The organism is Devosia sp. GW821-FHT12F11 (assembly GCF_058806655.1).
This window is the reverse complement of sequence record NZ_JBXAPX010000001.1, coordinates 877,687-890,296: the sequence shown is the minus strand read 5'-3', so window position 1 is coordinate 890,296 and position 12,610 is coordinate 877,687. Positions and strand designations below refer to the sequence as shown.

The window sequence follows — 12,610 nt, the reverse complement described above, 5'->3', positions numbered from 1 at the left end:
GAGGAGGCCGTGTTCGACCACAAGGAAACCCTGTTTCACGTCGCGAGCCAGTTGGCCCGCCGGCTTGCGAACCATCTGCGCGAGACGCTGGAGCCGTTCGGGCTGCACCCGGCGCAGTTTACCGCACTCAGCGAAATCGCCGAGCGCGAAGGCCTGACGCAGGCTGAGCTCGTCACCCGCCTCGACCTCGAACAGCCCGGCGTCGCCCGCACCCTTAGCGGCCTCGAAGCCGATGGCTGGATCGAGAAGGCGTCGATCGGCAAAGGCCGCGCGCAGGGGCTCTATCTCAGCCCCAAGGCCAAGACCGTGCTGCCCGAGGCTACTGCAGCTGCCGCGCGTGCCGATCGCCAGGCCCTCGCCAGTCTTTCCAAGACCGAGGCGGCGCACCTCATCGACGGGCTCAGCGAGCTCGCCGCCGCCAACCGCAGCTAGTGGTCGGCCGCCAGTTGGGCCGCCGCCGGCTCGACATCGGCAAAGGGCTTGGGCAGCAGCACGAAGACCGCCAGCGCCATGAGCCAGATGGCGCCACGCAATTGCGCCTTGCTGGGCCTCGGCAGCGGGCGGTTCGCCGGCTTGGACGCAAACAGATCAGTCATCGAACGCTTCCCGGATGGTGCGCCCTCGACGGGGCGCTTGCCGGGATCACGGCAGAGCGATATTGCAGGCCGATGACAACGGCGCCCGCGCCCTCTTGCGTCTCCCCAGCTTTCCCCCTATACACCCGCCTTCTCGACGGGCCGCCCGGCCAAAAGGCATGCCGTGGCGATCCCGAATGCAGGCTTTAGCGAGCCGCCTCTAACCAGGACAGCAAAATGCCAAAGATGAAGACTAAATCGGGCGCCAAGAAGCGCTTCAAGATGACCGCGACCGGCCGCGTCAAGGCTGGCGTCGCGGGCAAGCGGCACCGTCTCCTTAGCCACGACGCCGACTACATCCGCTCGCATCGGGGGACCAAGATCCTCAAGAAGGGCGATGAAAGTCTGGTCAAGTGGTACATGCCGTATAACCGTTAAGGAGCGCCGATAGATGTCACGCGTTAAAAGAGGCGTTACCGCCCACGCCCGTCACAAGAAGGTTCTTAAGGCCGCTTCCGGTTTTTACGGTCGCCGCAAGAACACCATCCGCACCGCCAAGGCCGCCGTCGACAAGGCCGGCCAGTACGCGTACCGCGATCGCCGGGTCAAGAAGCGCAACTTCCGCGCCCTGTGGATCCAGCGCATCAACGCCGCCGTGCGCGACCACGGCCTGACCTACGGTCGATTTATCGACGGCCTCAGCAAGGCTGAGATTGCCGTCGACCGCAAGGTGCTCTCCGATCTCGCGATCACCGAGCCCGCAGCGTTCGCCGTGCTGGTTGAGCAGGCCAAGAAGGCTCTGGGGTATCTCGGCAAGATCGAGACGACCACCCACGAGCGCATCAGCGCCTAACCAGCCCTCGCCTTTTCTGAGGCCCTAAGCTAAGCCTTGCGCCGCCCCGTAACCGGGGATGGCGCGGGGCTTTTTCATTTGGCCCTGAAACACAATCTCGGAACACTCAAATGTCTCTCGACGCTCAGATCGCCACCCTTCGCGCGGACCTCGCCGCCGCCGTCGCGTCCGCCAGCGATGAAGGCGCCATCGAAGCGGTGCGCGTCGCGGCACTGGGGAAGAAGGGCTCCGTCTCAGCCCTCCTCGCCACCCTCGGCAGCATCGCGCCGGAGGAGCGCAAATCCGCCGGCGCCGCCATCAACGGGCTGAAGACCGAAGTCACCGCGCTGATCGAAGCCCGCGCCACTGAACTGGGCAAGGCGGCGCTCGATGCCCGCCTCGCCTCCGAGCGGGTCGACGTGACCCTGCCCGTCCGCCCCTCGCCGACCGCCGAGGGCCGCATCCATCCGGTCAGCCAGGTGATCGACGAGATCACCGCAATCTTCTCCGACATGGGCTTCTCGATCGCCGAAGGGCCCGATATCGAAACCGACTGGTACAACTTCACCGCGCTCAACTTCCCCGAGGGACACCCGGCGCGCGAGATGCATGACACCTTCTTCATGGCGCCTTCGCCGGATGGGGTGAAGCGCGTGCTGCGCACTCACACCTCGCCGGTGCAGATCCGCACCATGCTCAAGGGCAACGAGAAGCCGGCGGCGCCCTACCTGACGCCGGCCATCGATCCGCCGATCCGCGTGGTGATGCCCGGCCGTACCTACCGGCACGACTCAGACCAGACGCACACGCCGATGTTCCACCAGGTCGAGGGCCTGGTCATCGACAAGAGCTCGCATATCGGCCAGCTGCGCTGGGTGCTGGAAGAGTTCCTCAAGGCCTTCTTCGAGGTCGACAACGTGACGCTCAGGTTCCGGCCGAGCTTCTTCCCGTTCACCGAGCCGTCGATGGAAGTCGACGTGCAGTGCGACCGCTCGGGCGCCGAGGTGAAGATCGGCGAAGGCACCGATTGGCTGGAAATCCTCGGCTGCGGCATGGTGCACCCGAACGTGCTGCGCAATTGCGGGCTCGATCCCGATGTCTACCAGGGCTTTGCCTGGGGCATGGGCATCGATCGCATCGCCATGCTCAAGTACGGCATGAATGACCTGCGCGCCTTCTTCGACGCCGACAAGCGCTGGCTCGATCACTACGGCTTCCGCCCGCTCGACCTGCCGACGCTGTTCGGGGGGCTCAGCAGCTGATGCGATCGCTGCTCGCCGCCCTCGCGGTCCTGACGCTCATCTCCCCGGCCCTGGCCGAGGAGATGGTCGCCTGCACGCCGGAGCACTATTACAATTCGAGCGAGACCCCACCGCTGATCATCACCATCGACAAGGCGCGCGGCGCCGGGTCGCGAGTGACGCGCATCGACCTCGAGACCGGTGCCTATCGCGAGCATTTCATCGGCTCGGACAATGACACGATCGCGTCAGGCAGCCTCAAGGTGGTCAACCCAGGCTCGCTGCGCGAGCGGATCGATTTCGTCGCGCTCGATAGCAGCACCGGGTTCTTGCTGCGCATCAGCCTGATCGACCAGGACCTGCCGTTCGTCCGGGTCGACACCGAAGGCACCGTCGCCTCGGGCCACTGTACCTATGTGTCCGAGTTGCCGCGATGAGCCTGCAACCCCGATATGCCGATGCCGTTCGCTTCTCGTTCGGCGACAGCCCAGCGCTGGCCGATGAGTTGCTGGCCCTGGTGCTTGCCGGAGCCAAGACGGCAACCTGTGGCGCGGTTCGTGACTACGTCCTAGGCAAGGACGCCATGCCCGAGGTGGGACGCCGCGATGTGGTGCTCGATGGCGCCGGCAGGCCCGCTGCCGTGATCGAGACGGTCTCCCTGGATGTGCGTCGTTTCGCCGACGTGCCCGAAGCCTTCGCGCTCGCCGAAGGCGAGGGGGACTTCGCCGCCTGGCGTGCGGGCCACGTGGCCTATTTCGAGCGCAACGGCGGTTGGTCGGAAGACCTCGAACTGGTCTGTGAACGTTTCAAGCTGGTCGAGGTGCTGCCCCGATGAGCCTGCAGCCGCCCATCGCGCCGGGCCAATCCGAGCTCTGCACCTTCGTTGTCACCGACATCGAGTCCGACGGGCATAACCCGCTCGAATCCTCGATGCTGAGCTTTGCCTCGGTGGCGGTCGATATTTCCGGCACCGTGCTCTCCGAGTTCGAGGCGGTGCTGACGCCGCGCAGCGACAGGACGCCCGACCCCAACACCATGGCGTGGTGGGAAACCCAGCCCGAGGCGTGGAAGCACGCCACCGAGAACCCGGAAGACCCGGCGTCGGTGATGCCGCGCTATGCCGACTGGGTGGAGACGCTCCCCGGCTTCCGCGTTTTTGCCGCGGCGCCGATGATCTTCGATGGGTTGTGGATGGACCATTACCTGTCGGTGTTCGCCGGCACCCGGGTGTTGGGTGGGCCGTACAAGAGCCGGCAGATTTTCCGCGGCGGCGGCGTCTGCCTTTATACCATGGCCGGCACGCTGCGCGGGGCCGAGTATACCAAGTGGGGCATGCAGCGTGTGCCGCCCGCCTGGTACGGCCATATCGAGCACACCCATCGCGCCATCGACGATGCGCGCGGCTTTGCCAACGTCCTCGCCAAACTTTTCGAGATCAGCGGGCAGCTGCCCAGGATCGAAGCGACCGAAAGCATCTACAAATGAAGTTCACTCTCGACTGGCTGAAAGAACATCTCGACACCACCGCCTCGGCCGAGGACATCGGCAAGGCGCTGACCATGGTCGGACTCGAGGTCGAAGAGATCGTCGACCCCGCCGAAAAGCTCAGGCCGTTCGTCGTCGCCCATGTGGTGGAAGCCAAGCCGCATCCGAACTCGGATCACCTCAACCTCTGCAAGGTCGATGCCGGCACGGGCACGCTGATCGATGTGGTGTGCGGCGCGCCGAACGCGCGCACCGGGATGAAGTCGGTATTCGCCTTCCCCGACACCTATATCCCGGGCAAGGATTTTACGCTGAAGGCCGGCGTGGTGATCCGCGGCGAGCCGTCGAACGGCATGCTCTGCTCGGCCGCCGAACTCGAGCTATCGAACGATCATGACGGCATCATCGAGCTGCCTCAGGATGCACCGATCGGCATGGCTTATGTCGACTACGCCAAGCTCGGCAACACGGTGATCGACATCTCGATCACTCCCAACCGTGGCGACGCCACCGGCGTCTACGGCGTGGCGCGCGACCTTGCAGCGTTCGGCATCGGCACGCTGAAGTCGACCGACATGTCGCCGGTGCCGTCGAACGGCCCGAGCCCGATCCCGCCGCTGCCGCATCAGTTCGCGGCGGGCGAGCCCAAGGCGATCCGCAAATTCGCCGGGCGCTATTTCAAGGGCATCAAGAACGGCCCGTCGCCCGATTGGCTGCAGCAGCGGCTGCGCGCCGTCGGGCTCCGGCCGATCAATGCGGTGGTCGACATCACTAACCTCGTGTCGCTCGGCTGGGGCCGGCCGCTCCACGCCTATGACGCCGACAGGATCGTCGGCAAGGCCGTGCTGCGTAACGCTCGGACCGGCGAGGAATTCGACGCGCTCGACAACAAGATCTACACGCTCGACAACACCATGACCGTGATCGCCGACGATCTCGGTCCGCTCTGCCTCGGCGGCGTGATGGGCGGCATCCGCTCGGGCACCACCGATGCGACAGTGAACGTCCTGATGGAATGCGCCAGCTGGGACCCCGACCTCATCGCGCAGACCGGCCGCAAGACCGGCATCGTCTCGGATGCCCGTTATCGGCTGGAGCGTTCGGTCGATCCGGCGCTCACCGAACCCGGCCTCGAACTCGCCACCCGGCTGATGCTGGAGCTGGTGGGCGGCGAGGCGATGGAGCCGGTGATTTCGGGCGAGGACGTGTTCCCCAATACCGTGGTCGAGTTCCCGCTGAGCGAAGTCGAGCGCCTCACCGGCCTCGAAACCTCGGCCAGCGAAATCGAAGCCATCCTCGGCCGCCTCGGCTTCAAGCTCGAAGGCGCGGGCGCGACCCGCAAGGTGCATGTCCCGTCGTGGCGTCCTGATGTGACGATGAAGGCCGACCTCGCCGAGGAGGTGATGCGCATGGTGGGGGTCGACAACGTCCCCATCGATCCGCTGCCGCGGCTCAACCATGTGGCGCCGCGCATGCTGACGGTGCTGCAGAACCGCCGCCGTCTCGCCCGCCGTACCCTCGCGGCGCGTGGGCTCGACGAGGCGGTGACCTGGTCGTTCATCCCGGAAGCGGAAGCACAGCGCTTCGGCGGCGGCGCGGCCGAGCTGAAGCTCGCCAACCCGATCGCCTCCGAGCTCACCGACATGCGTCCCTCGCTGCTGCCGGGCCTGCTCGGCGCAGCCAGCCGCAACACCAACCGCGGGTTGAGCGAGCTGAAACTGTTCGAAGTCGGCCAGGTGTTCCATTCGGTGCAGCCCGAGGGCCAGCGCACCTACGCCTCGGGCCTCCGGCTGGGCGGGTCGCGCCATTGGCAATCGGCCAATGGCAAGGTCTCGGTATTCGACGCCAAGTCCGATATCGCGGCCCTGCTCGACGCCATGGGCCATGACATCGACAAGCTGCAGCTGGTGGCCGAACCCGCAGCCTGGAGCCATCCGGGCCGCGGCGGGCGCATCCAGCTCGGCCCCAAGCTCACCATCGGCTGGTTCGGCGAAGTTCACCCGAGCGAGCTCGAAAAGTTCGACCTCACCGGGCCGGTCGCGGCGTTCGAGCTCGATCTCGACGCCATCCCCGAACCGCGGAAGAAACCCACCCGCTCGAAGCCGGCGCTGAAGCTCAGCGACCTGATGCCCTTGAGCCGCGACTTCGCCTTCCTCGTCGACCGGTCGGTGCCGGCGGCGACGATCCTCCGCGCCGCCAAGAACGCCGACAAAACGCTGATTACGGAAGTGTCGGTGTTCGATGTGTTCGAAGGCAAGGGTATCGCCGAGGACAAGAAATCGGTCGGTATCGCCGTGACGCTGCAGCCCAGCGACAAGACGCTGACCGACGAGGAGATCGAAAAGGTCGCAGCCAGCGTCGTCGCGGCGGTGAGCAAGGCGACGGGCGGCGTGCTGAGGACCTGAGGCGGCCATGACGGCTGACGGCAAACGCGAGGCGATCGGCGAAGCGGCCCCAGAGGGCCTGCCGGTCGCCGAGCTGCCGCTGGCGCCGCTCAGCCCGGCCGCTGCCAGCGAGGCGCTGCTGCGCCGCGCCATGCTGGTAGTGGCAATCGGCCTCTCGTGCATCCTCGGCTATCTCACCACCTACGCGCTGCTCGCCATTTCGCTGGCGGTGTTCGCCTTCTTCGCGGTACGGCGGGCGACGGTGAAAATCGGCTTCGACCTGCCGGCGAAGCTGTTTCTCGGCGCCTTTACGCTGTTGTTCATCAGCGCCGTGGTGACGATGCGGCAGCCCTCCGACCTGCTGCAGACGCTCAACTTCTCGGCCATGCTGCTCTATGCGCCGCTGGCGCTGTTGTTCCGGCGCGCTGCGGGGCCGACCAACAGCCGCAAGCTCGCCGATTTCGCCCTGTTCGGCAGCGCCGCGGGGCTGTTGATGGCGCTCTACTTCAACTACGTCGAAGGCATGCAGCGCGCCGGGCTCGGCTCGCCGATCACCGATCCGATCCGGCTCTCCAACACCGCGCTGCTGCTCGGCTTCTTCGCCATGATCGGCGCTGCCGCCGCCACCGGCCGGCAGCGCTTCATCTACCTGCTCGGCCCGTTGATGGCGCTGGCGGTGATCTTCGCTTCCGGCTCGCGCGCCGCGCTGGTGGCGTTCCCGGTGCTGCTGTTCGTCGCGGCCCTGCTGCTGGTGCGCCACAAGCTGCTGGCGGCGCTGGTGAGCGTCGCGGTGCTGGCCGCCTTCGGCATCATCGCCTATGTCGCCGATCTCGCCGGCGCCCGCTCATCGTCGATGTTCGATATCCTCAGCCGGCTGGCCGGCGGCGACAACCCGGCCGACCTCGGCACCACCATCCGCTTCATCCTCTATCGCGCCGGCGCCCAGGCCTTTACCGACGCGCCGCTGTTCGGGCATGGCTGGGGGCAGCTGATGACGGCGATCGTCCCCTATCTGGCGGTCTACGAGCTGGTGCATGCGCAACTGCCGCACCTCCACAACGACGCGTTGAACTTCGCGGTCGCCTCGGGCCTGTTCGGCCTCGTGGTTTACCTGCTGCTGCTGGCGCTGCCGATCGTCAGCTGCCTGTTCAGCCCGCGCGACAGCCAGTACCGCACCCGCCTCTACGGCTGCAGCCTGCTCTCGGTCAGCTACCTAGTGCTGGGCCTGCCCGACACCATGCTGAGCTTTCCGCTGCACAACACGCTTTACGTGGTGCTGACCGCTGTGCTGCTGAACTATTGCCGCGACGAGCGGGCGTGAGAGAAGGCCGATAGAGACGACCCCCTCCTGTCTCAGTACGGCGCTTAGCGCCCCGGCCGGCTGTCGATCAGGCCGCCCTTGGCGGCGGCATCGATCGCCGCGATCTCCTCGGCCGAGAGTTCGAGGTTGTCGAGCACGCCGAGGCAATCCTTGAGCTGCTCGAGCGTGCGGATGCCGATCAGCGCCGAAGTCACTTCCTTCTTCCGCAGCACCCAGGCGAGGGCCAGTTGCACCATGGTCTGCTTCCGCGCCCGGGCGATCTCGCCGAGCTTGTCGACGGCCTCGAGGATGCGCGGCTCCAGCCGGTTGGCGGAGAGCGAGTAGTTTTCCGAGGCGCGGGTGCCGCTCAGGTCGCCCTTCAGGGTGTTGTACTTGCCCGAGAGGATGCCCTGCTGCAGCGGCGAGAAGGCGATGATGCCGACGCCCAGTTCGTCGCAGGCGGCCATGGTGCCGTCTTCCTCGATCCAGCGGTTGAGGATCGAGTAGTTCGGCTGGTGGATCAGGCAGGGCACGCCCATATCCTTCAGGATCCGCACCGCCTCGCGGGTCTGCTTTTCGGGATACATCGAGATGCCGACATAGAGCGCCTTGCCCTGCCGGTGCAGGTGGGCCAGCGCGCCCATCGTCTCCTCGAGCGGGGTCTCGGAGTCGTAGCGATGCGAGTAGAAGATGTCGAAATACTCGATCCCCATGCGTTTGAGGCTCTGGTCGGCCGAGGCGAGGATGTATTTGCGCGAACCGCGGTCGCCATAGGGGCCGTCCCACATGGTCCAGCCGGCCTTGGACGAGATGATCATCTCGTCGCGATAGGGACGGAAATCGCGTGCCATCACATCGCCGAACAGCTCTTCGGCAGCGCCCGGCGGGGGGCCGTAATTGTTGGCGAGGTCGAAATGGGTGACGCCCTTGTCGAAGGCGTAGCTCAGCATCTCGAAGGCGCTGGGATAGTCGCGCGTGCCACCGAAATTCTGCCACAGCCCCAGGCTGATCACCGGCAGCTTCAGCCCGGAACGTCCGGTGTAGCGATACTGCATGCCGCCGCCATAGCGAGCGTCGCTGGCCCGATAGGTCATCTCATCCTCCCGAATATATGTCCGATTTGCTCGTTGCAGCCGCTGGATGCTACACCCGCCGCGATGTCCGAGCTTTTAGAAACCGTCGCCAATCTGTCCGAACGCCTGAACCGTTTCAAGGTGCTGGCGCTCTACAAGTTTGCGGATTTCAAAGATTGTGCCGTGCTGAAGCATGAGCTGGCGCTGTTCTGCTGCGCCCGCGGTATCCGCGGCACCTTCATCCTCGCGCCCGAAGGGATCAACGGCACCGTCGCCGGTACGCCCGCGGCGATCGACGAACTGATGGCCTGGTTCGAAACGGCGCCGCTCTGGGCCGGCCGGCTGGCCGGCGCCGAGGCCAAGTTCTCCAGCGCGACCGAGATGCCCTTCCTTCGCATGAAGGTACGGCTCAAGCCCGAGATCGTGACGCTGCGCGCCCCCGAGGCCGATCCGAACAAGCTGGTCGGCAGCTATGTCGAAGCACGCGACTGGAACCGGCTGATCAGCCGCAACGACGTGACATTGATCGACACCCGAAACGACTACGAAGTGAAGCTCGGCACGTTCGCCAACGCCCGCGATCCGGCGACGCAGAGCTTTACCGAGTTCAAGGATTACGTGGCGAAGCTCGATCCCGCCCAGCATCCGAAAGTCGCGATGTTCTGCACTGGCGGCATCCGCTGCGAGAAGGCCTCGGCCTATATGCTGTCGCAGGGCTTCAAGGAAGTGTTCCACCTGAAGGGCGGCATCCTCAAGTATCTCGAGACCGTGCCCGAGAGCGAAAGCCGCTTCAACGGCGAATGCTTCGTATTCGACGAGCGCGTCTCGGTGGTGCATGGCCTGGCTGAAGGCGAAGCCGTGCTGTGCCGCGGCTGTCGCAACCCGATGCTGCCGCACGAGGCGGTCGGCTCGCTGTGCCGGGAATGTGCTGAAGCGGCGCCGGCCGGCGCGAGCGAACGCGAACGGCAGATGGAACTGGCGCGGGCGCGGGGCGAGGCGCATCTCGGCGATGACGCGGCAGCGGCGGCGGCGCGCAACAAAGCGGCGAAGTTAGCTCGGCGGAAGCAGCAGTCGGTCGACTGAGAGAGACGGCCCCCTCCCATCCTCCCCCACAAGGGGAGAGGTGCCCCGCTGGTTCGTTGGGCACGATCGTGGACAGAGCCTCGACTCTTCACCTCCCCCTTCATGGGGGAGGCAGGGAGGGGGCCGTCCGCTTCAGTCAGCGACTATTGGTCAGCCTTGCTGACATATTTATATTGACATTCCGCGATGACCGTTATCAGCATGTCCAATGCAAAGGCCTCGCCCGAGGCCTCAGGGTGCAACCTCGATAAGCGTCGCCTATCATGGACCTCGACCAGATCAGAACCTTCGACCGGATCGCGCAGGATCTGAGTTTCACCAAAGCCGCGGCCAAGCTCAATGTCACGCAGGCGACGGTATCGATGCGGATGCGGGCGCTCGAGGATCTGCTCGGGGTGCCGCTGTTCCATCGCGGCCGAAATATCGCGCTCACCGACCAGGGCATGACATTCCTGCCCTATGCGCGCCGCATCCTGCAGGCGGCGCAGGAGGCCAAGGAAGCGCTGCGCCGGGTGGAGCGCGGCCGCGTTTCCATTGGCTCGCTGCGCAGCCTCGTCTCGCCGCTGGTCACCGAGTCGCTACTGCGGTTCCAGCAGAAGTATCCGTCGGTCGACGTAGTGATCCACGAGGGGCGGCAGAGCCAGATCGCCGCCATGCTGCGCGAGCGCGACATCGAGCTGGGGATCCTGTGCTGGCCCAACCTCGATCCGCTGGTGACCGACCTCGTGCCGCTATTGGTACTGCGCGAGCGGGTGCCAATGGTGACGACGCCGCAGATTGCCGCCGAACTGGGGCTCGAGCCGAGGATCGAGGATGTGCTGAGGCGCGTGCCGCGGCTGATCTCGATCAACTGGTGGCAGGTCTATCCCGATGCCGCGCTGGCGCTGTTCCGCCGCGCCCCGGTTTCCGTCGAGCTGCCCACCGGCCCGGCCCGCCGCATCGCCATCCGCGGTGAAGGCGTCGGCTTCTTCGTCTATTCGGCCGTCGCCGACGACATCGCCGCCGGCCGCCTCACCGAGATCACCCCGGTCGACGTCGACCCCGTGCACCGCGACATCGCCATGGTGGTGCGTAACGCCGCGGTGCTCGACCGCGAAATGCTGCGCGACTTCGCCACCGAGATCGCCGAGGAATGCCGGAAGAACGGCACCATCCTCGAAACCACGCTGCTGCCACCGACGGCGGCGAACGCGGCTTAGTCTGGCCCGGAGTGCTTGGCACTCCGGCGGTAGCCGGACCACGCTTGCCCCCAGCGCCCGGCTCGGCTTTAGTTCACCGATGGCCCAGCCGCGCGACTTGCAGCACGAGTTCTACGACATGCTGATGGAGAGCCAATATTGGCTCCCCGAAACCATGCTCAATTACCAGCGGAGCCAGCTGGCGCAGTTGCTGCGGCACGCACGCGCCAACGTGCCGTTCTACGAGAAACGGCTCGACCCGGTGTTCACCGGCAGCGGCGACATCGACTGGGAGCGGTGGGAGGAAATTCCCATCGTCACCCGCCACGATATGAGCGCTCATCGCGCCGCTATGCTGGCGCTTGAAGTGCCGCCTGGACACGGTCAGTCCAGCACGGTTGCCAGCTCCGGCTCGACCGGCGAGCCGGTGCAAATCACCAGCAACCGGCTTACTTTTCTCACCAGCAACGCCAATCGGTGGCGAGCCCAGCGATGGCACGATCTCGATTGGTCGGCGGCATACACCGCGCGCATTGGCTCCGACCCCCGCTCAGTCTACCCGCACGGTCTCATCCGCGGGCGCTGGGGCCCCTCATGGGACGCGGCAGCGCAACTTGGGCAGGCGCTCGAATTGCACAGCGATGCCACCATGCGGGAGAACCTGGAGTTCATCAGGCGCACGGGCTCGCGCTATTACTCCACCGGACCCAAGACCCTGCATGTACTCGCCCTCGAAGCTGAGCGGCTCGGCCTCGAGCTCAAGCTGCACTATGTGCTCGCCCAAGGCGGCCACATGGACGACGAGGACAAGGCTGCGTGCCTACGGGTGTTCGGAGCCAGGTCGCTGGAGCTTTACAGCTCCAAGGAAGGCGGTCCGATCGCCTATCCCTGCGCCCAGGGTACGGGCATGCACGTCAACGCCGAGAGTGTGTTGGTGGAGATTGTCGACGAAGCGGGCCACGCAGTAGCCCCCGGTGCAAGTGGCCGCGTCATCATCACTCCCTTCGTAAGTACCGCCCAGCCGCTCATCCGTTATGAGCAAGGCGACATTGCCCGCTTCGGCCCGCCCTGTGCATGCGGACGCCACCTGCCAGTGCTGGCAGCAATCGAAGGGCGGTCCATCGCCATTTTCAGCCATCCCGACGGTCGGCAGGTGGCGACCATGTTGGGCAGTGGTGCGCGCACAGCATTGAACTGCAGTCTCTGGCAGATTGCCCAGGTCGGGCCGCTGCAATTCGAGGTCCGCTATGTGCCGCGCGACGGGTCGGTGGTAGCGGACGAAGGCTCGGCCAGGGCGGAATTCCACGCCGCCTTCTTCCCGGATGCGGAAGTCCGATTTGTACCCGTCCGCGAGATCCCGCTTACCGCCGCAGGCAAGTATGTCGAGTACATAAACGAATGGGCGCGGTCATCGCCGCGCCCATAGTCTTCCCCAAGGCTTGCCAGCCGCTAGTGCAGC

The 12,610-nt window shown here is 65.7% G+C and carries 14 protein-coding genes; 12 read left to right on the top strand and 2 right to left on the bottom strand.

Annotated elements, in window-relative coordinates; translation table 11 throughout:
* Window positions 1-9: 9 nt before the first annotated feature.
* Window positions 10-432 (top strand): MarR family winged helix-turn-helix transcriptional regulator, encoded by a 423-nt coding sequence (locus tag AC1ROK_RS04470; protein ID WP_492844222.1) that lies wholly within the window; start codon window positions 10-12, stop codon window positions 430-432.
* Here the strand turns inward: AC1ROK_RS04470 and AC1ROK_RS04465 are convergent.
* Window positions 429-596: a hypothetical protein gene (locus tag AC1ROK_RS04465; RefSeq protein ID WP_492844220.1), complete on the bottom strand. Its 168-nt coding sequence runs from the start codon at window positions 594-596 to the stop codon at window positions 429-431. The genes AC1ROK_RS04470 and AC1ROK_RS04465 overlap by 4 nt on opposite strands.
* 216 nt (window positions 597-812) lie before the next feature.
* Between AC1ROK_RS04465 and rpmI the strand changes: the two genes are divergently transcribed.
* The 8 genes from rpmI (at window position 813) to AC1ROK_RS04425 (ending at window position 7,838) form a co-directional block, all read left to right on the top strand.
* Window positions 813-1,013: a 50S ribosomal protein L35 gene (gene rpmI, locus AC1ROK_RS04460; protein ID WP_055047457.1), complete on the top strand. Its 201-nt coding sequence runs from the start codon at window positions 813-815 to the stop codon at window positions 1,011-1,013.
* A 13-nt stretch (window positions 1,014-1,026) separates the two neighbouring features.
* Window positions 1,027-1,428, top strand: a complete 402-nt coding sequence (rplT, locus tag AC1ROK_RS04455; protein ID WP_055873058.1) for a 50S ribosomal protein L20 — start codon at window positions 1,027-1,029, stop codon at window positions 1,426-1,428.
* A 110-nt stretch (window positions 1,429-1,538) separates the two neighbouring features.
* Window positions 1,539-2,669 (top strand): phenylalanine--tRNA ligase subunit alpha, encoded by a 1,131-nt coding sequence (pheS, locus tag AC1ROK_RS04450; RefSeq protein ID WP_492844217.1) that lies wholly within the window; start codon window positions 1,539-1,541, stop codon window positions 2,667-2,669.
* A complete protein-coding gene (locus tag AC1ROK_RS04445; protein ID WP_492844215.1) occupies window positions 2,669-3,085 on the top strand; it encodes a hypothetical protein in 417 nt (138 codons plus the stop codon). Before pheS ends, AC1ROK_RS04445 begins: the two co-directional genes overlap by 1 nt.
* Window positions 3,082-3,483 (top strand): ASCH domain-containing protein, encoded by a 402-nt coding sequence (locus AC1ROK_RS04440; protein WP_492844213.1) that lies wholly within the window; start codon window positions 3,082-3,084, stop codon window positions 3,481-3,483. The genes AC1ROK_RS04445 and AC1ROK_RS04440 overlap by 4 nt, the downstream gene beginning before the upstream one ends.
* The gene (locus AC1ROK_RS04435; protein WP_492844211.1) at window positions 3,480-4,133 is read left to right on the top strand and encodes a DNA polymerase III subunit epsilon; all 654 of its coding nucleotides are present in this window, start codon (window positions 3,480-3,482) and stop codon (window positions 4,131-4,133) included. The genes AC1ROK_RS04440 and AC1ROK_RS04435 overlap by 4 nt, the downstream gene beginning before the upstream one ends.
* The gene (pheT, locus tag AC1ROK_RS04430; RefSeq protein WP_492844209.1) at window positions 4,130-6,538 is read left to right on the top strand and encodes a phenylalanine--tRNA ligase subunit beta; all 2,409 of its coding nucleotides are present in this window, start codon (window positions 4,130-4,132) and stop codon (window positions 6,536-6,538) included. The genes AC1ROK_RS04435 and pheT overlap by 4 nt, the downstream gene beginning before the upstream one ends.
* Window positions 6,539-6,545: 7 nt before the next feature.
* Window positions 6,546-7,838: an O-antigen ligase family protein gene (locus tag AC1ROK_RS04425; protein ID WP_492844207.1), complete on the top strand. Its 1,293-nt coding sequence runs from the start codon at window positions 6,546-6,548 to the stop codon at window positions 7,836-7,838.
* A 44-nt stretch (window positions 7,839-7,882) separates the two neighbouring features.
* On the opposite strand, the gene AC1ROK_RS04420 is transcribed toward AC1ROK_RS04425, so the two are convergent.
* Window positions 7,883-8,911, bottom strand: coding sequence for an aldo/keto reductase (locus tag AC1ROK_RS04420; RefSeq protein WP_492844205.1), 1,029 nt, complete (start codon window positions 8,909-8,911; stop codon window positions 7,883-7,885).
* 63 nt (window positions 8,912-8,974) lie between these two features.
* On the opposite strand from AC1ROK_RS04420, the gene trhO reads away from it, so the two are divergent.
* From trhO to AC1ROK_RS04405, 3 genes are all read left to right on the top strand, one after another.
* On the top strand, window positions 8,975-9,973 hold the full coding sequence (gene trhO, locus AC1ROK_RS04415; protein ID WP_492844203.1) for an oxygen-dependent tRNA uridine(34) hydroxylase TrhO: 999 nt from the start codon (window positions 8,975-8,977) through the stop codon (window positions 9,971-9,973).
* A gap of 263 nt (window positions 9,974-10,236) precedes the next feature.
* Complete coding sequence (locus AC1ROK_RS04410) at window positions 10,237-11,172, top strand: LysR family transcriptional regulator (RefSeq protein WP_492844201.1); 936 nt, start codon at window positions 10,237-10,239, stop codon at window positions 11,170-11,172.
* Window positions 11,173-11,251: 79 nt separating this feature from the next.
* Window positions 11,252-12,577: a phenylacetate--CoA ligase family protein gene (locus tag AC1ROK_RS04405; protein WP_492844199.1), complete on the top strand. Its 1,326-nt coding sequence runs from the start codon at window positions 11,252-11,254 to the stop codon at window positions 12,575-12,577.
* The last annotated feature ends 33 nt before the right edge of the window (window positions 12,578-12,610 follow it).